The organism is Ectopseudomonas toyotomiensis, from assembly GCF_900115695.1.
Taxonomy (GTDB): domain Bacteria; phylum Pseudomonadota; class Gammaproteobacteria; order Pseudomonadales; family Pseudomonadaceae; genus Aquipseudomonas; species Aquipseudomonas toyotomiensis.
Map to the genome: position 1 here is coordinate 22,443 of NZ_FOXK01000011.1, position 18,754 is coordinate 41,196.

An 18,754-nucleotide genomic window follows, 5' to 3' on the forward strand; every position below is an offset into this window, starting at 1 on the left:
CCCGGATGCACTCCGGGATTTGTCGCGACTCAATGACGATCCGGCTCAGACCGGACGTAGTGAACACGGACAGGGACTATTCCATGCGCTCCACTGCCTTCAATCAACGCCTGCTGCGCGGCCAGACACCCTCCTACGAGCGTCTGCAGGCACGCCTGGCCGAGGATCACACCAGCCAGCCCAGTCAACCGCAATCCATCCATTGCGGCTGGGGCCGCCTGCTGATCGGCCATACCTACCCCGACGCCACGGCGCTGGCCGAATCCCTGCTGGGCGAACAGCCCGGCGAACGCGATATCGCGCTTTACGTGGCCGCACCGCATCAGGTGCTGGCCCATGCGCCGCAGCAACTGTTCCTCGACCCCTCCGACACCCTGCGCCTGTGGTTCACCGACTACCGCCCAGCGCGTCGCAGCTTCCGTGGTTTCCGTATTCGCCGGGCGCAGAACGACGCGGACTGGCAGGCGATCAACTGCCTGTACCAGACCCGCGGCATGCTGCCGATCGACCCGGCCAAACTCACCCCCTACAACGAGGGCGGCCCGACCTACTGGCTGGCCGAGGACGAAGACAGCGGCGCGGTGATCGGCAGCGTCATGGGCCTCAACCACCAGCGCGCCTTCCGTGACCCGGAAAACGGCAGCAGCCTCTGGTGCCTGGCGGTCGACCCGCAATGCAGCCGCCCAGGCGTCGGCGAGGTGCTGGTCCGTCATCTGATCGAGCACGGCATGAGCCGTGGCCTGAGCTACCTCGACCTGTCGGTGCTGCACGACAACAAGCAGGCCAAGAAGCTCTACGCCAAGCTCGGCTTCCGCGAACTGCAGACCTTCAGCCTCAAACGCAAGAACGGCATCAACCAGCCGCTGTTCCTCGGCCCTGGCCCGCAGGCCGAGCTCAACCCCTACGCGCGCATCATCGTCGACGAGGCGCTGCGCCGCGGCATCGAAGTGCAGGTGGACGACGCCGAGGCCGGGCTGTTCACCCTCAGCCACGGCGGTCGACGCATCCGTTGCCGCGAATCGCTGTGCGACCTGACCAGCGCCGTGAGCATGACCCTGTGCCAGGACAAGCGCCTGACTCATCGCGCCCTGTCGCGCGCCGATCTCAGCGTGCCGGCGCAGCGCCTGGCCGGTAGCGCCGAAGACAATGCCACTTTTCTCGCCGAGCATGGCTCGGTGGTGGTCAAGCCTGTCGACGGCGAACAAGGCCAGGGCGTGGCGGTCGATCTGCGCACGCCGGGCGAAGTGCAGGAAGCCATCGAGCGTGCCCGCGTGTTCGACCAGCGCGTGCTGCTGGAGAGTTATCACGAAGGCCACGACCTGCGCGTGCTGGTGATCGGCTACGAGGTAGTGGCCGCGGCCATCCGCCGCCCGGCCGAAATCATTGGCGATGGCCGCCACAGCATCGGCAAGCTGATCGATGCGCAGAGTCGTCGCCGCCAGGCCGCCACCGGCGGCGAAAGTCGCATCCCCAAGGACGCCGAAACCCTGCGCACTCTGCACGGTGCCGGCCTCGACTACGACAGCGTGTTGCCCGCCGGTGAGCGACTGGCCGTGCGCAAGACCGCCAACCTGCACACCGGCGGTACCCTGGAGGATGTAACCGCGATCCTCCATCCGGCCCTGCGTGACGCCGCCATCAAGGCTGCGCGCGCGCTGGAAATACCCGTGGTCGGCCTCGACCTGCTGGTGCCCGCCGCCGACCAGCCGCATTACGTGTTCATCGAAGCCAACGAACGCGCCGGCCTGGCCAACCACGAACCGCAGCCAACCGCCGAGCGCTTCGTCGATCTGCTGTTCCCGCTCAGCCAGAGGCCGAGCTGACCCTTCTCCCCCGGCCCTTTCCCACATGCGGGAGAGGGGAAAACCCAACGCCGAGGAGCTTGCATGCAACAACTACCCGAACCCGATCTCGACTACATGCAGAAGGTGCTGCTGGAGATGCTTGCCATCCCCAGCCCCACCGGTTTCACCGACACTATCGTGCGCTACGTCGCCGAGCGTCTCGAAGAACTGGAAATCCCCTTCGAGCTGACCCGCCGCGGCACCATCCGCGCCACCCTGCGCGGGCGTCAGAGTGAGTACGAACGTTTCGACCGTGCCGTTTCCGTGCACCTCGACACCATTGGCGCCATCGTCCGCGAGATCAAGGACAACGGCCGTCTCGGCCTGGCGCCGGTGGGCTGCTGGTCGAGTCGTTTCGCCGAGGGCAGCCGCGTCAGCCTGTTCACCGACAACGGCGTGATTCGCGGCAGCGTGCTACCGCTGATGGCCTCGGGGCACGCCTTCAACACCGCCGTCGACACCATGCCGATCAGTTGGGATCACGTCGAACTGCGCCTGGACGCCTACTGCGCCACCCGCGCTGATTGCGATTCACTGGGCGTTTGCGTTGGTGATTTCGTCGCCTTCGATCCGCTGCCGGAGTTTTCCGAGAGCGGCCATATCAGCGCCCGTCACCTCGACGACAAGGCTGGCGCCGCAGCACTGCTGGCGTCACTCAAGGCAATTCGCGATCAGGGCCTGCAACCGATGATCGACTGCCACCCGCTGTTCACCATCACCGAGGAGGTTGGCTCCGGCGCCGCCGCGGCCCTGCCCTGGGATGTCAGTGAGTTCGTCGGCATCGACATCGCTCCGGTCGCGCCAGGCCAGCAGTCCAGCGAGCACGCCGTCAGCGTGGCCATGCAGGACTCCGGTGGCCCCTATGACTATCACCTGTCACGCCAGTTGCTGCGTCTGGCGGCCGAACAGGAAGTACCGGTACGCCGCGACCTGTTTCGCTACTACCACAGCGACGCGCAATCGGCGGTCACCGCCGGCCATGACATTCGCACGGCGCTACTGGCGTTCGGCTGCGACGCCACTCATGGCTATGAACGCACCCATATCGACAGCCTCAAGGCCTTAAGCCGCCTGCTCACCGCCTACATGATGAGCCCGCCGGTATTTGCCAGTGACGCCCAGCCGGCGCAGGGTTCGCTGGAGCGCTTCAGCCATCAGCTGGAGCACGACGCGCAAATGGAAAGCGATACCCGCGTCCCACCTGTGGACAGCCTGGTCGGGCAACATGATCGGGACGCTTGAAGGCTTCGGCGCATAAAGGCAAAGTGACGCAAAAGGACGACAGGGGAGCATCAGCTCCCCTTTTTCTGGCCTGCAGTCAGTGGCCAACCTTCGGGCCGTCGCCAAGCGACGTTGAACATGACCCCCCGGCCATTTCCCATGGCCCTCTGAGGTTCACGGATGCCTCGCCTTTGTCTGGCCTTATTGCTGTTCTGGCTCGCCTGCCCAAGTTGGGCCCTTACACCTGCGCCGCTGGATAGTGACGACCTGCGTCTATCCCTGGGCCCTTATACCGGTTATTACGAAGACGTGGACGGCACCCTCAGCGTCGAGCAGGTGCGAGCCATGGATGACGACGCTTTCCGTAAACCCGGCGGCGAGCACGCCAACCTTGGCAAGAACGCATCGGTGTGGTGGTTCAAGGTTCGGCTGGTCAATACGCTGGAGCATGAGCTGGGCGGCTATCTCGAAGTCAACTATCCGCTGCTCGATCGCCTCCAGGTTCACCTGATCGGCCCCGACGGCACGCATCTGGAACAGGAAAGCGGCGACAGCTTCGCCTTCTCCCAGCGGCCGGTACAGGTACGTAACTTCTGGTTTCCCATGCAGCTGGAGCCTGGCGTCAACACCCTGCTGATCCGCGTGGAAACCAGCAGCACAGTGTTCGTGCCGCTGTTCTTCGCCACCTACGGTGCCAGCGCGGCGGCGCAGGAGAACCTGATGGGCTTCAACGGCGCGTTCTACGGCGTGCTGTTCGCCATGTTCTGCTACAACCTGTTCCTCTACCTGTCGCTGCGCGAATCGGCCTATCTCTGGTACCTGGCCTACAACCTCAACGTCGGTCTGCTCGCGGCCTGCTTCGACGGCATGCTGTTCAAGTTGCTACCCGAGCACGTGGCCTTTCAGTCGGTCAGCATCTACATCCTGATGTACGTGCACTGCCTCACGGCGATCCAGTTCAGCCGCCATTTCCTGCATGCACGCCAGTATTTCCCGCGTCTGGACACCGGCCTGCGCCTGCTGATGCTGATCTGCGTCGGCTGTCTGCTGTCGGTGCCGCTGATCGGCTTCGCCGCCTGGAACATCCTGGCCAGCGTTACCGTGTCCCTGGTGTCGCTGATCCTGCTGCTGACCGGCATCTACGTGTGGCGTCGTGGCGTGCGTTATGGCTCCTACTACACCCTGGCCTGGGCCATCCTGCTGTTCGCCTTCATCCAGGCCACCACCGGCTCGCTGGGCCTGGAGGTGTTCGGCGTGTTCGGCGCCACGGTGGTGAAGATCGGCGTGACCATCGAGCTGATCACCCTGTCCATCGGTCTTGCCGACCGCATCAACCTGCTCAAGGAAGAAGGCTTCCAGTCGCGTCGTGCGGCCGAGCAGGCCGCCTTCGAGAACCAGGCCAAGAGTCGCTTTCTGGCCAAGATGAGCCACGAGATCCGCACTCCGCTCAACGGCGTGCTGGGCATGCTGCAACTGCTGCGCGAAACGCCTCTGGATCGCAGCCAGCGCTTCTACGTCGACACCATTTCCAGCTCCGGTAGCTCGTTGATGGCGGTGATAAACGACATCCTCGACTACGCCCGCATCGAATCCGGCAAGCTCAGCCTGGAGCAGATCGAGTTCGATCTTGAAGAGATGATTTCCGAAACGCTCAGCCTGTTCACCGGCCAGGCCCTGGACAAACGTCTGCGCCTCTACGTCAGCCTGGAAAACGGCGTACCCCGGCGCATTCAGGGTGATCCGACGCGGCTCAAGCAGGTGCTGATGAACCTGCTCAGCAACGCTCTGAAGTTCACCGCCGAGGGTCATGTGGCGGTCAGCGTCAGCCGCCGCAGTGACAGCCATGGCAGGCCGCATCTGGTGATCGCCGTCAGCGACAGTGGCATCGGCATCAGCGAGCAGGCACTGGCGCAATTGTTCGAATCCTTCGCCCAGGGTGATTCCAGCACCACCCGCCGTTATGGCGGCAGCGGTCTGGGGCTGGCCATCAGCAAGGAACTGGTGGAAATGATGGGCGGTAGAATCGAAGTGCAGAGCACCCTGGGCCAGGGCACCCGCTTCGCCTTCGACATGCCGCTGCTGGCCGAACAGGACACCTCCGACGAACTCAGCCGTCTGCTGGCCGGACGCACCGCCCTGCTCGCCTCGCTCGACGGCCTTGGTCTGGATGCCATGAGCCGCCTGCTCGGACGCTGGGGCATGCGTACCGAGCGCTGCCAGACGCCGGAGCGCCTGCAGGACTACCTGGAGGACTTCGCTGCGCCGCCGCTGCTGGTGCTGATGGCGCCCTGGCCTGGTGGCGTCAACCACTGGCTTGACTCGCTGCGGCCCAAGCTGCAGCCGCAGCAGCGCGTGCTGCTGGTCTGCCCGCCCGAGGCCTGCCAGCAACTGCCAGCGAGCCACGAACTACGCCTGCAACACCTGGCCCAGCCAGTGGCGATAAACGCACTGCGCCAGGCCTTGAACGGGCTGTATGAAGAACCCAGAGCACAGGTACATCAGTTGGTCAGAGAAATACGCAGCGACAACAGCGAAGCCCCCTGCATTCTGGTAGCAGAGGACAACCCGGTGAACCAACTGGTGGTTCAGGGCTTTTTAAAAAAACGTGGCTATAGCGTGCGACTGGTCACCGACGGCCAGGCGGCGGTGGATGAATACGGTCGAGATCCGGCAGCCGTGCACTTGATCCTGATGGACTGCGAGATGCCGGTGATGGACGGCTTCGAAGCCACCCGGCAGATTCGCCGCCTGGAGCACAGCCGGCAACTCGCTGCCGTACCCATCATCGCGCTGACCGCGCATATCCTCGAAGAGCACCGCCAACACGGCCTGGATGCCGGCATGGACGATTTCCTCGGCAAACCGCTGGACAGTGGCCTGCTCTACAGCACCCTGGAACGTCACCTCAAGCGGCCCGGCATGATGCACTGAGAGAACTCGCAGCACAGCGCCCTCTGGCTCTATCATGGGCGCCAATAACTGGAGTCACTCGTTGTGCTGATCCCCGCTGAGCTGCTGCAAGCCGACACCCTCACCGCCCTTATCGAAGACTTCGTCACCCGCGACGGTACCGATAACGGCGATGAAACCCCGCTGGAAACCCGCGTGCAGCGCGTACGCCGCGCCCTGGACAAGGGCGAGGCGGTTATCGTTTTCGACCCTGACAGCCAGCAGTGCCAACTGGCGATGAAGCGTGACGTACCCAAGGAATGGCTGGAGGCCTTGCAGCAATCGCTCAGTGATTGACCGTGTGCGCCAGCATCACCGATAGCTGGCACAGCGGCCGACCGCTCTCGGCCTGCCACTGATTGAAGGCGGCCTGCACGGCAGCCAGGTCTTTCAGACTGGTCGGCGCCTTGTCGATCACGCCCTGCGCCTTGAGCGCGGCGACCATGTCATCGGTAGGGACGAAGGTGTCCTTGCCCACCATACGCAGGAAGCGCGGCGCCGACAGACCGCCAAGCTGACTACCATGCTTGGCCAGATACTTCCACAGGCCGACGATATCGCTCACTGGCCAATCGGCGATCAGGGCGCCAAAAGAGAAATGGGCCGCAGGCCCAGTCTGATGCCCTTCTCCCTCAGGGAGAAGGTGGCGCGCAGCGCCGGATGAGGGACTGCCCAACAAGCGTCCAGCCCGCACATCGAGAATGAACTGGGCGTTGCGCGGCACGCTTTTCAGCTTGCCCAGGTGGCGAATCAGCCGCGCATCCTGCATCAGGTTCTCCAGGCGCTCGGCGCCCATCAGCACCACCTTCTCCGGATCGAAGCCGAAGAACACCTCCTCGAAGGCCGGCCATTTGGCGTCCACTAGGCTGTGCTTGAGGCCGGCGCGAAAGATGCGCAGGCTGATCAGCGACAGATAACGGTCATCGCTCAGCGCCCGCAGCTGGGCATCGCTGCGCGGCTGCGGCAGCATGGCCTCCAGCGCCTTGGCCGAGCCGAAACGGTTGAGGCAGAACTCGTGCAGCCACTTGTAATCACGCATGAATCGATCCCTTCATGAAACGGACGACGAAGCCTGCACGCAGTAAGCCCCCGAGTACAAGTCCTGTGGGAGCCCCGCCCCGGGGCGAAGCGATTTGCCTCTACGCATCAGACCTGAGCACATTCGCCGCGATGCGGCTCCTACAGCAAAGCGCCGCCCGCCTACTCTCACCCGCGCAACTGCTCGGCTGCCTGGCGCAGCGCTACTTCGGTGTCTTTCCAGCCCAGGCAGCCATCGGTGATCGACACGCCGTAACGCAGCTCGCCGGAAAGCGCCTGGCACCCGTCGAACAGGTGGCTCTCCAGCATTACCCCGCGCAGGCTGGCATCCCCGGCCAGGCGCTGCTCGATCACGCTGTCCAGCACCGCAGGCTGACGCAAAGGGTCCTTGCCGCTGTTGGCATGGCTACAGTCGACCATGATGCGCGGCGCGATGCCCTGGCGCTGCAGCGCATCACGTGCGGCGGCGACGCTGACGGCGTCGTGGTTCGGCGCGCCGTGACCACCGCGCAGCACCAGATGGGTGTCCGGATTGCCAGCGGTATGCAACAGCGCCGGGTGCCCAAGGTCATCGATGCCGAAATGCTGATGCGCATGCGCCGCCGAACGCATGGCGTCGCTGGCGATAGCGACGCTGCCGTCGGTGCCGTTCTTGAAGCCCACCGGCAGATCCAGGCCACTGACCATCTCGCGATGCACCTGTGACTCGCTGGTGCGTGCGCCAATCGCCGCCCAGCCAAGCAGATCGTCGAAGTAACCGGCGGCTATCGGCTGCAGCAGTTCGGTGGCCAGCGGCAGGCCGCGGGCGAGGATATCCAGCATCAGTTGCCGCGACTGGCGCAAGCCTTCGGCCATGTCGCCGCTACCGTCCAGATGCGGGTCGTACAGCAGGCCCTTCCAGCCCACGGTGGTACGTGGTTTTTCCACGTAGGCACGCATCACCAGCAGCAGTTGATCGTCGACCTGTGGCGCCAGCTCGGCCAGGCGCTCGGCGTATTCGAGGGCGCTGGCGCGGTCATGCAGAGAACAAGGGCCGACCACCACCAGCAGACGCGAATCGCGGCCATCGAGCACCGCGCGGATGGCGTCACGGTCGGCGGCAATACGTTCGGCAAGTGCGGCGGACAACGGCAGGCGTTGGCGCAGAACGGCGGGACTGGGCAGCGGCTGGGCGCTGCGACGGGCGATGGTGGTAACGGGGCAAGCGAGTTGAGCGGAGACGGATGCATTCATGATCTGGCGGTTCCTTGGCCGGCGCGGCCTGCGCCGCGCGGCGCTAACTGAGTGTTCGTTGCAAAGGTGTCAGGACGGTGGTGAGGCTGCTAAATCGCCAGTCGTAGCGGTAGTTGCGGTAATAACGGTTCATCTGTGAGTCCTCGATCTGTGGCCGTTTTTCGGCCGGAAAAAACAAAACCCCCGGTCGGGTTGCCGACCGGGGGTTTTCTGGAAAACGTCTCTGGTGGCGACCCTGGTGTCTCAGGCCGCCTGTGGGGTATCAGGCGCGCCTGTGGCTAAACCAATACCCAAAGAAATAATACGCTGCCGCCACAAGTGCCTGTGCACGAGCCAGCGCGGCGCGCGAGGCACCGGATTGCAGCATGGACAGGAGGTTGAGGCAGACGGACATGGAATTCTCCAAAGCGATGGCCGAACCATACTCCAGGCCTTTGCGGCCTGGCAAGCGTCGCGGCTAAAGCCCCTCCCACATGCGACGCGAGCCATGGGAGGGGCTTTAGCCGCGATGGCTTACAGGCTCATTACATCGAGAAAGCGCGGCGTGGCGCTGTCGTCGATCTTCAGGCTCTTGAAGTCGAACAGGTTGCGGTCGGCCAGCTGCGAGGGGTGCACGTTCTGCAGGGCGCGGAACATGATTTCGACGCGGCCCGGGCTCTTGCGCTCCCACTCCTGCAGCATCTCCTTGACCACCTGACGTTGCAGGTTCTCCTGCGAGCCGCAGAGGTTGCACGGGATGATGGGGAATTCCTTGAGCTGGCTGTAGGCCTCGATATCGGCCTCGGCGCAGTAGGCCAGCGGGCGGATCACCACGTTGCGGCCGTCATCGGACAGCAGCTTGGGCGGCATGGCCTTGAGCGTGCCGCCGTAGAACATGTTGAGGAAGAAGGTTTCCAGGATATCGTCGCGGTGGTGCCCCAGGGCCATCTTGGTCGCACCGATCTCGTCGGCATAGGTGTACAGGGTGCCACGACGCAGACGCGAGCACAGCGAGCAGGTGGTCTTGCCCTCGGGGATCTTCTCCTTGACCACCGAGTAGGTGTCCTTCTCGATGATGTGGTAGGCAACGCCGATGGATTCCAGGTAGGCCGGCAACACGTGCTCGGGGAAGCCGGGCTGCTTCTGGTCCATGTTCACCGCAACGATCTCGAACTTGATCGGCGCCACCTTCTGCAGGTACAGCAGCACGTCGAGCATGGTGTAGCTGTCCTTGCCGCCGGACAGGCAGACCATCACCTTGTCGCCATCCTCGATCATGTTGAAGTCGGTGATGGCTTCGCCGGCCAGGCGGCGAATGCGCTTCTGCAGTTTGTTCTGGTTGACCGAAAGGGTGCCCATGGTGCGTCGAAATCCGAGGGAGTGGGAACGAAAGCGCGACATTTTACGCACAATGGCGCCGCGCCCCTACCCCGACAGCAATGAAATGCTAGTCTCGGCCGATGAACGACGACCTCGACCCCAACCTGGACCTCGCCGAGCAGGTACTGCAGTTGCTGCAGGCAGCACCGGACGGCATTGCCGAATACACCCTGATCCAGCAATTGAAAGACCGCCACAGCGGCCATGTCCCCAATCTACCCCTGGCCGACAAGCTGGTGCTGTTTCGCACTCATTTTCTGTTGTTCAACGCACTTTATCGCCTGCGTGAACGGCTATGGCAGGAGCAAACGCACCTGCTCGAGATCAGCCCCCTGTGTATCCGCCTGCTGCCCTATCAGCCGGGCAACGCGGCGCTCAGTGAGCGCGACGCATTGCGTGACTACTATCTGGACATGAGCAACCTGCAGGGCACCGACGAACGCGACGTCGAGCGTCTGCTGACCAGCTTCTGGACGCGCATGCAGGGCGGCGAAGAGAAGCAGGCTGCACTCGAGTTGTTCGAACTGGCCAATGAACGGTCGCTCGATCTGCCGAGAATCAAGCAACGCTACCGACAAATGGTCAGCGAACATCATCCGGACCGAGGCGGCAGCACAGAGCGGTTGCAGTCGATAAACCTGGCCATGGAAATTCTTGAGCGCTATTACCGCTGACTTCTAGAGAGCGATTTGCTCTAAGGCCAGACACTACGCCTGCTCCAGGCCCTGCCTATACTGCGACATAAGGTCGCATAGATTTCGGCCTGACACCCGGTGGCGCTGTACATGCGTGCCGGGCGTTCGCTGGGGGGCGACCGTCATAAGAAAGAGGAGGTGTCTGGCATGATCCACCACGTTTGGGGGCTCTTCACCCATCCCGATCAAGAATGGCAAGAAATCCGTGGCGAGGAAGAATCCATCAGCCACATGTATCTGACCCATGTGCTGATTCTTGCGGCAATTCCCGCCATTTCAGCCTACATCGGCACTACCCAGGTTGGCTGGGCGATTGGTGACCGAGCACCGGTAATGCTTACCGAAGGCAGTGCGATGGTGATGACCATCATGTCCTATCTGGCGATGCTCGCTGGCGTAGCCGTGATGGGCGCTTTCATCCACTGGATGGCACGTACCTACGACGCCAATCCCAGCCTGACCCAGTGCGTCGTATTCGCGGCCTACACCGCCACCCCGCTGTTCATAGGAGGTCTCGCAGCGCTTTACCCGCACCTGTGGCTGGGCATGGTCGTAGGCACGGTCGCGATCTGCTACACCGTTTATCTGCTCTATGTCGGCATACCGACCTTCATGAACATTCCTGAAGATGAAGGCTTCATGTTCTCCAGTTCCGTACTGGCGGTCGGCCTGGTCGTGCTGGTAGCGATGATCGCCAGCTCGGTCATTCTCTGGGGCATGGGCATCGGCCCGGTCTACACCAGCTGATAGTCACTAGACGCTAACCCACAGGCCGCCTTCGGGCGGCCTTTTCGTTGCCATGCGCCAGAAAATTTGGGTTGAACCCTACGCGGCTACGACTGCCCGAGATTTAAAGGCAGTCACGCGGATGGTCACACCATGTATGCGAACCTCTATACCCTTCTCACCCGCCCGGACCGCGCCTGGACGGCAATTCGTCAGGATGAAAAGCGCAACAGCGCCAACTACCTACCCTACCTGCTGCTTTTCAGCCTGTTGCCGGCAGTTTGCCTGTTCATCGGCACTCATTGGGTGGGCTGGAGTCTGGTAGACGAAGAGCGCATTCGCCTGGAGGTCGCGAGTGCCCTGCAACTGAGCGGGCTGCTTTATCTGGCTACGCTGGTCGGCGTTTTCATCATGGGTTACTTCCTGCGCTACATGTCGCGCACCTTCGAGGCCAGGCCCACCTTCAACCAGTGCATCGGCTTCATCGCCTACGCCTGCACGCCCTTCTTCCTGGCCGGTATCGCCGCGCTCTACCCCACACGCTGGCTGGCAATCAGCGTCCTGCTACTCGCCTGCGCCCATGCCGCCTACCTGATTTATGTCGGGCTGCCTCGCTTCATGCGCATCGACAACCAACAGGGTTTCCTCTACGCCTCCTCGATGATTGGCGTGGGGCTGCTGGTAATCGTCACCATTCTGGTCAGCATGATCCTGTTCTGGACCTACACCCTGGAGCCGGAGTATCAGCGCACGGTGCAGCAGGACCAAAGCCGCGGCACGCAGGAACAACGAATGCAGGCGCCAGGGGACGAGTGATACCTGCGCTGGCTGTCGGCTTGCGGCATAATTCACGCTCAGCCTGCACCAGCGCCTGTCCATGCCCGAACAGATTCACGCCCGCGTCGAAGCCTGCTACCAGCAGGCCGAAACCTTCTTCAAGCAACGCTTTGCCCGCCCCGAAATCAGCTTCAAGCTACGCGGGCAGAAGGCCGGTGTCGCGCACCTGACGGAAAACAAGCTGCGCTTCAACCTGCAGCTGTACCGGGCCAACCAGGAAGACTTCCTGCGCCAGACGGTGCCGCACGAAGTCGCCCACATGGTCGCCCATCAGCTATTCGGCCCACGCATTCAGCCGCACGGCGAGGAGTGGCAGCTGATCATGCGCGGCGTCTACGAGCTGCCGCCGCATCGCTGCCACAGCTACGAAGTCGAGCGGCGCAAGGTCAGTCGCTTCATCTATCGTTGTAGCTGCGCGGATGGCGAGTTCCCCTTCTCGGCCCAGCGTCACGCCCTGGTCGCCAAGGGCCGCCGCTACTACTGCCGGCGTTGCAAGGTGACGCTGACCTTCAGTGGTGAGCAGCGTCATGAGTGATGGGGGAAACTCCATAACGCCTCGGTGCGCACGGCGCACCCTACGCCCGTATCGAAGTCCCGCAGGGTGCTCTGTGCGCACTGACATTGCCAGACAGTGAGCCGTTCGACTCAACCCAGCGCCTTAGCCCTCCTCAACGCCGCGATCTGTTCGGCGTCATAACCCAGCTCCGCCAAGACTTCGACGGTATGCGCGCCAACCGCTGCACCGACATGCCGTGGTGGCGGCAGCCCTTCGGAGAACTTCAGCGGGCAAGCCAGCTGCGACTGCGCGGGCAGCCCCTCACGCGGCACTTCGACGACCAGCCCGCGAGACTTGATCTGCGGATGCTGCACCGCTTCGGAAAGCGGCAACATGGGTTCGACGCAGGCGTCAAGCTCAGCGAAGACTTCGCACCATTGCGCGAAATCGCGCTTCTCGAACTCGATCTCGATCTCACGCTTGAGCGCGCGCTGATCCTCGGGCCTCTGCGACAGGCCGCGTGCTGCCAGTTCGGGACGGCCAATGGCGGCGCAGAACTGCTGCATGAATTGGGGTTCCAGGCTGCCGACGGAGAACCAGCGACCGTCGCGCGTGCGGTAGTAGTCGTAAAAGCTGCCGCCATTGAGCGCCTGGTTTTCCATATCAGGCTCGACGCCGGCACCGAGGTAACCAGCGCCCGCCATGCCATGCAGGCTGAAGGCGCAGTCGGTCATGCTCACGTCGACCTGCTGCCCCACGCCGGTGGCCTGGCGCTGCACCACAGCCGCGAGCAGACCGATCACCCCATGCAGCGAGCCGCCCGCCAGGTCGGCCAGTTGCACGCCGAGCGGCAATGGGCCGCTGTCGCGGCGCCCGGTGTAGCTGGCAATGCCGGCCAGCGCCAGGTAGTTGATGTCGTGCCCGGCGCGATCACGATACGGCCCGGTCTGGCCATAGCCCGTGATCGACACGTAGATCAGCCGTGGGTTGATCGTCTTGAGTGCCTCGTAGCCGACGCCCAGCTTGTCCATCACACCGGGTCGAAACTGCTCGAGCACGATGTCGTACTCGCTCACCAGCTGCCTGACTACCTCGACCGCTTCAGGACGCTTGAGATCGAGGGCGATGCTGCGCTTGTTGCGGTTGAGGTAGGCGTGGCTGGTGGAGGTTCCACCATCGTGCGGCGGCAGCACGCGCACCAGATCCATGCGCGTGGGCGACTCTACCCGCAGCACCTCGGCGCCCATGTCTGCCAGCAGCAGTGACGCGAACGGCCCAGGCAGCAGCGTGGAAAAATCGAGAACCTTCAGCGATGACAACGGGCCGGACATGGCGACTCCAGATTACAAAAAGTGGCACAGGGCGAATCAGCGCTCCCAGACGATGACAGCATCACCGGGCATAGCGGCAATAGCCTCGGCATAACGTACCTCCAGCACATTGCGGCGAATTTTCATGGTCGGCGTCATGCTGCCGTTATCCACCGTCCAGGCCTCACTGACCAGATAGAAATGACTGACGCGCTCGTGCGCCTCGAGCCTTTGATTGACTGCATGTAGATGCTCGGCAAGTGACTGGCCGAGCATCTCGCGTGGTTGCTGGCGGGCAGCAGGCGAGAGTTCGATCAGCGCCAGCGGTTGATCGAGATTGCTGCCCATCAGGCACACCTGCTCGACCCAGTGACTCTTGGCGATCTCGCCCTCGATGGGTGCCGGCGCCACGTACTTGCCCTTGCTGGTCTTGAAGATGTCCTTGACCCGCCCGGTGATGCGCAGGTAGCCCGCCTCGTCCAACTGGCCGCGATCACCTGTGTGCAACCAGCCATCCTTGAGCGTCTCGGCGGTCTTCTCCGGCTCACGGTAATAGCCCTGCATCAGCGTCTCGCTGCGCAGCAGGATCTCGCCGCTGGCGTCGATGCGTACCTGCAGATGCGGCATCGGCCTGCCCACGGTACCGAAGCGCACCTGCCCGGGGCGATTGAAACAACCGTAGGCGAAGTGCTCGGTCATGCCGTAGCCCTCGCAAATGGTCATGCCCAGGCGCCGGTACCACTCCAGCAGCCCGTTGGAAATCGCCGCCGCACCGGACACCAGCACGCGCGCACGATCCAACCCCAACCCCGCCCGCACCTTGCGCGCCACCAGCCACCCCAGCAGCGGGATACGCAGCAGACGCTCGAGCTTGTGCGCCGGCAACTTCTCCAGCACGCCCTGTTGAAAGCGCGTCCACAACCGTGGCACCGAGAAGAACACGGTGGGACGCACCTGGCGCAGGTCGCTGGCGAAGGTCTCCAGCGACTCGACGAAGGCCACCGGTGCGCCGCAGTAGAGGCTGTTGAATTCGACCAGGAAGCGCTCGGCGGCATGCGATAGCGGCAGGTAGGAGAAGAACTGATCCTGCGGCGTCATGTTCAGCTCCGCCGTGGCGTTGGCCGCTGAGAACGCCATGGCGTGGGCCGAGAGCATGACGCCCTTGGGCTGCCCGGTGGTGCCGGAGGTATAGAGGATCGACAGCAGATCCTCGCCGCGTTGCAGATGCGCGCCGAGCAGCGGCTCATGCGCCGCCAGCAAGGCCTGCCACTGGTGCTCGGCAGGCATGGTCGGATAGGGCATGGCGATGCGGGTGATATGCGCCGCGATACCGGTGGCCAGCTTGTCCGGCTCATCCAGCTTGCCAACCAGGATTACCTTGCAGCCCGCGTGCTCCAGCACGTAGGCGATCTGTTCCGGCGCCTGCAGCGGATACAGCGGCACGCTCACCAGTCCGGCGTGCTGGATCGCCAGGTCGCTGATAAACCATTCGGCGCAGTTCTTCGCCAGCAGCGCAACGCGCTCGCCCGGCACGCAGCCCAGCGCCAGCAGCGCACTGGCCAGGCGGCGCGCCTGCTCGTCGACCTGGCGCCAGGTGAAGTCATGCCACACGCCATTGACCGGCTGACGCAGCCAGACGGCATCGGGTTGCCGATCCAGCCAGTGGTTGAAGCGTTGCAGCGGCAGTTGCAATGGTTCGGTCATCGCGGCGCACCTGTTGTCGGTTGTTGTGCGGGGCCAGCGGCAGATCCCGGCATGGCGCCGGGGGTGTATCGATCAGTCGGACATTACAGGCCAAACACCCGGCGGGCGTTACCGTACAGAAATTGTGCCTCCACCTCGGCGGCCAGACCGAGTTCCTTGACCTGGGCCATGCAGCGGCTCAGGGACAGTTGGGGGAAGTTGCTGCCGAACAGCACCTTGTGCGCGCCGTAGCTCTGCATGTAATGCAGCAGCTGCGCCGGGTAATAACGAGGCAGATAGGCCGAGGTATCGATGAAGACGTTATCGTGCTTCCAGGCCACGCCGATCATCTCGTCCGTCCAAGGATGGCCAATATGCCCGGCGACGATGCGCAGCTCCGGGAAGTCCAACGCCACCTCGTCCAGATAGGGTACCGGTCGCCCGGTTTCCGACGGCAGCAGCGGGCCGGTATGGCCAACCTGAGTGCAGAAGGGAATATCCAGCTCGATGCACTTCACGTACAGCGGGTAGTAGCGCCGGTCGTTCGGCGGCAACTTCCACAGCCAGGGCACGATGCGCAGTGCCTTGCAGCCCAGCTCGTGCACGGCCCGCTCCAGCTCGCGCACGGCGGCCATCGGCTTGCTCAGATCGACAGTAGCCACGCCGACGAAGCGCTCGGGAAAGGCCCGGGTAAACTCGGCGATATCATCGTTGCTGAACACCCAACCCTCGGGGCGGCACCAGGCGGCCAGCATCAGCTTGTCGACACCCGCCTCGTCCATCAATGCGATGGTCTCCTCGGGACCGAGTCGCACATCCAGCAGGTGCGCACTGCCGGACTTCTCGAATAGCCGCGCCACTTCCGGCATGCGCTCGCGCAGTTGGCCACCGGCGGGCTGAGCCCATGCGTCAATCGCAAGATTCATATCCACTCTCCGTCAAACGGCCGCTACAGCTTCATACCGCGGCTGATGATTTCCTTCATGATTTCCGAGGTACCGGCGAAGATGCGCTGGATGCGCGCGTTCGCGTACATCTTGCAGATCGGGTATTCCCACATGTAGCCCCAGCCGCCATGCAGCTGCACACCCTCGTCCACCACCTTGCAGAGCAGCTCGGTGGTGAACAGTTTGGCCTCTGCGGCGACTTCTGCACTGAGCTTCTTCTGGTTGTGATCCATCACGCAGCGGTCGGTGAACACCTGGGCCACGTCGATCTGGGTGCGCATCTCGGCCACCTTGAAACGGGTGTTCTGGAAATGCGCCACCGGGCGGCCGAAGGCCTGGCGTTCCTTGACGTACTCGATGGTGGTCTGCAGGGCCGCCTCGGCGCCGGCCACCGCGCCACAGGCATTGGTCAGGCGCTCCTGGGCGAGCATGTTCATCAGGTAGAAGAAGCCGCCCTTGGCATCGCCCAAGAGGTTCTCCTTGGGCACCTTGACGTCGTTGAAGAACAGCTCGGCGGTGTCCTGGCTGTGCATGCCGAGCTTCTTCAGTTTCTTGCCGCGCTCGAAACCCGCCATGCCGCGCTCCACCAAAAACAGGCCCATGGCGTGCTTGTTGGCCGGGTCGGTCTTGGCTGCGACTATCACCACATCGGCCAGATAGCCATTGGAGATGAACACCTTAGAGCCGTTGAGCAGCCAATGATCGCCCTTGTCCACCGCCGTGGTGCGCATGCCGGCGAGGTCGGAGCCCGCTGACGGCTCGGTCATCGCCACCGCCAGGATGGTCTCGCCACTGATGATGCCCGGCAGCAACCGCGCTTTCTGCTCGGCAGTGCCGTACTCGGCGATATAGGGGCCGCACAATGCCGAGTGCAGCGGGATCATGAAACCCGGTTCGTTGATGCGCGCCAGCTCCTCGCACATGATCTGCTCGTAGCGAAAGTCCTTGAGCCCGGCACCGCCGTACTCCTCGTCCGCCCAGGGCAGCAGAAAACCCATCTCGCCGGCTTTGCGCCACACGCTGCGATCAACCACCCCAGCGGCCTCCCACTCCTCCTGATGCGGCACCACCTCTTTATCTAGAAACGCGGCGAAAGCGTCGCGGAACAGGTTGTGCTCGGTGTCGAAATGGTTGCGTTGCATGGGGCGGGTCCTCCGCTGTTGTTATGCCCTTGAGGTTAAGGGCCGCCCCGCCGCCTCTCAATGACCCATGCGCTCAGCCTCGGTTGACCCAATCGCTCGGTTGGCTTGCCCTGGCTGGGAGCAACTGCCTACCATCGACCACCCTCGCTTTCGGAAACCCAGCATGCGCGAACGCACCATTGCCAGCCACTTCGTCCGCGCCGCCCTGCGCGGTGCGGATCGCCAGGGCCTGGCCTGCGAGCTGATACTGCGTCAGGCTGGCATCCAGAGCGCCGTGCTGGTCGAGCCGCGCGCACGCATCGCCCCGGAACAGTTCGCCCGGCTGATGCAACTGCTTTGGGAAGCGCTGGACGACGAATACCTCGGGTTCGGCCGCCAGCCGAGCAAACGCGGCACCTTCGCCATGATGGGCCACGCCATCATCCACTGCCGCAGCCTGGAAAAAGCCCTGAGCCGTGGCGCGATGTTCTACGGCCTGTTTCCCGACGCACCAGGCATCAGCCTGCAACGCGAAGGCGACTGGGCACGCCTGAGCGTGGACGACAGCACGCTATGGGACCCGGATCATTTTCTGGTGGAGAGCCTGCTGGTGATCTGGCACCGCCTCGGCAGTTGGCTGATCGGCCAGCGCATCCGCCTGGAAGAAGCCACCTTCGCCTACCCCGAACCCGCGCATGCCGCCGAATACGAGCTGCTGTTCCCCTGCAATCGACGTTTTGCCGCCGCGCAAAACAGCCTGCTGTTCCACGCCCGCTACCTGGCGATGCCTCTGCTACAGGACGAACGCACGCTCAAGCAATTCCTGGAGCACTCCCCCGCCGACCTGCTGGCCCGCCCGGACAGCGGCGACAGCCTGATCAGCCAGATTCGTCGCCTGCTCGGCCGCGACTGCCGCACCTGGCCGGACCTGGAGCAGGTCGCCCAACAACTGCACACCAGCCCGCAAACCCTGCGTCGTCACTTACGCGAGGAAGGCACCAGCTTCCAGGAACTCAAGGACCATCTGCGCCGCGACCTCGCCATCTACCACCTGGGCCGCGACGAACTGGCGATTCAGGACATCGCCGAACAACTCGGCTTCTCCGAGCCCTCGGCCTTTCACCGCGCGTTCAAGAAATGGACGGGGCTGACACCAGGGGCTTATCGGGCACAGGAGGGATGAGCCAATTCGCTCAGCCATATGCGGAAACATTTGCATTGGCGGTCTGACCGATTATGCCCTAGATATTAAATTGATGACCTCAGCATCATTATCCCCCCCGGCAAAGGCCTGC

The 18,754-nt window shown here is 63.4% G+C and carries 16 protein-coding genes; 9 read left to right on the forward strand and 7 right to left on the reverse strand.

Features of this window, described 5'->3' with window-relative positions:
* Positions 1 to 83 precede the first annotated feature (83 nt).
* From ngg to BM186_RS20800, 4 genes are all read left to right on the forward strand, one after another.
* Positions 84 to 1,823 (forward strand): N-acetylglutaminylglutamine synthetase, encoded by a 1,740-nt coding sequence (gene ngg, locus BM186_RS20785; protein WP_074918056.1) that lies wholly within the window; start codon positions 84 to 86, stop codon positions 1,821 to 1,823.
* Between the two features lie 63 nt (positions 1,824 to 1,886).
* Positions 1,887 to 3,086, forward strand: coding sequence for an osmoprotectant NAGGN system M42 family peptidase (locus BM186_RS20790; RefSeq protein WP_045735192.1), 1,200 nt, complete (start codon positions 1,887 to 1,889; stop codon positions 3,084 to 3,086).
* Between the two features lie 159 nt (positions 3,087 to 3,245).
* Positions 3,246 to 5,996, forward strand: a complete 2,751-nt coding sequence (locus BM186_RS20795; protein WP_074918058.1) for a hybrid sensor histidine kinase/response regulator — start codon at positions 3,246 to 3,248, stop codon at positions 5,994 to 5,996.
* A 63-nt stretch (positions 5,997 to 6,059) separates the two neighbouring features.
* The gene (locus BM186_RS20800; protein ID WP_017679028.1) at positions 6,060 to 6,311 is read left to right on the forward strand and encodes a YheU family protein; all 252 of its coding nucleotides are present in this window, start codon (positions 6,060 to 6,062) and stop codon (positions 6,309 to 6,311) included.
* Here the strand turns inward: BM186_RS20800 and BM186_RS20805 are convergent.
* The 3 genes from BM186_RS20805 to ttcA form a co-directional block, all read right to left on the reverse strand.
* The gene (locus BM186_RS20805; RefSeq protein WP_074918060.1) at positions 6,301 to 7,053 is read right to left on the reverse strand and encodes a DNA-3-methyladenine glycosylase I; all 753 of its coding nucleotides are present in this window, start codon (positions 7,051 to 7,053) and stop codon (positions 6,301 to 6,303) included. The two genes, BM186_RS20800 and BM186_RS20805, sit on opposite strands and share 11 nt — an antisense overlap.
* Positions 7,054 to 7,220: 167 nt before the next feature.
* On the reverse strand, positions 7,221 to 8,285 hold the full coding sequence (locus BM186_RS20810) for a 3-deoxy-7-phosphoheptulonate synthase (protein WP_074918062.1): 1,065 nt from the start codon (positions 8,283 to 8,285) through the stop codon (positions 7,221 to 7,223).
* Positions 8,286 to 8,798: 513 nt separating this feature from the next.
* Positions 8,799 to 9,623: a tRNA 2-thiocytidine(32) synthetase TtcA gene (gene ttcA, locus BM186_RS20815; protein ID WP_003244364.1), complete on the reverse strand. Its 825-nt coding sequence runs from the start codon at positions 9,621 to 9,623 to the stop codon at positions 8,799 to 8,801.
* A gap of 101 nt (positions 9,624 to 9,724) precedes the next feature.
* On the opposite strand from ttcA, the gene BM186_RS20820 reads away from it, so the two are divergent.
* The 4 genes from BM186_RS20820 to BM186_RS20835 all read left to right on the forward strand — a co-directional run bounded on the left by BM186_RS20820 (position 9,725) and on the right by BM186_RS20835 (position 12,437).
* Positions 9,725 to 10,318, forward strand: a complete 594-nt coding sequence (locus BM186_RS20820; RefSeq protein WP_074918064.1) for a DNA-J related domain-containing protein — start codon at positions 9,725 to 9,727, stop codon at positions 10,316 to 10,318.
* Between the two features lie 168 nt (positions 10,319 to 10,486).
* Complete coding sequence (locus BM186_RS20825; RefSeq protein ID WP_021489753.1) at positions 10,487 to 11,086, forward strand: Yip1 family protein; 600 nt, start codon at positions 10,487 to 10,489, stop codon at positions 11,084 to 11,086.
* A 132-nt stretch (positions 11,087 to 11,218) separates the two neighbouring features.
* Positions 11,219 to 11,881: a Yip1 family protein gene (locus BM186_RS20830; protein ID WP_074918066.1), complete on the forward strand. Its 663-nt coding sequence runs from the start codon at positions 11,219 to 11,221 to the stop codon at positions 11,879 to 11,881.
* 61 nt (positions 11,882 to 11,942) lie between these two features.
* Positions 11,943 to 12,437, forward strand: coding sequence for a SprT family zinc-dependent metalloprotease (locus tag BM186_RS20835; protein WP_074918068.1), 495 nt, complete (start codon positions 11,943 to 11,945; stop codon positions 12,435 to 12,437).
* A 110-nt stretch (positions 12,438 to 12,547) separates the two neighbouring features.
* Here the strand turns inward: BM186_RS20835 and BM186_RS20840 are convergent, their stop codons facing one another.
* The 4 genes from BM186_RS20840 to BM186_RS20855 all read right to left on the reverse strand — a co-directional run bounded on the left by BM186_RS20840 (position 12,548) and on the right by BM186_RS20855 (position 17,480).
* Positions 12,548 to 13,729, reverse strand: coding sequence for a CaiB/BaiF CoA transferase family protein (locus tag BM186_RS20840; RefSeq protein ID WP_074918070.1), 1,182 nt, complete (start codon positions 13,727 to 13,729; stop codon positions 12,548 to 12,550).
* 36 nt (positions 13,730 to 13,765) lie between these two features.
* Entirely contained in the window at positions 13,766 to 15,412 is a 1,647-nt protein-coding gene (locus BM186_RS20845; protein WP_074918072.1) for an AMP-binding protein, read from the reverse strand.
* Positions 15,413 to 15,495: 83 nt separating this feature from the next.
* Positions 15,496 to 16,317: an amidohydrolase family protein gene (locus BM186_RS20850; RefSeq protein WP_074918074.1), complete on the reverse strand. Its 822-nt coding sequence runs from the start codon at positions 16,315 to 16,317 to the stop codon at positions 15,496 to 15,498.
* A 23-nt stretch (positions 16,318 to 16,340) separates the two neighbouring features.
* Positions 16,341 to 17,480 carry an acyl-CoA dehydrogenase family protein gene (locus BM186_RS20855; RefSeq protein ID WP_074918076.1) on the reverse strand — a complete coding sequence of 380 codons (1,140 nt, stop codon included), beginning with the start codon at positions 17,478 to 17,480 and terminating at the stop codon, positions 16,341 to 16,343.
* A 163-nt stretch (positions 17,481 to 17,643) separates the two neighbouring features.
* On the opposite strand from BM186_RS20855, the gene BM186_RS20860 reads away from it, so the two are divergent.
* On the forward strand, positions 17,644 to 18,642 hold the full coding sequence (locus BM186_RS20860; protein ID WP_074918078.1) for an AraC family transcriptional regulator: 999 nt from the start codon (positions 17,644 to 17,646) through the stop codon (positions 18,640 to 18,642).
* Positions 18,643 to 18,754: the final 112 nt, after the last annotated feature.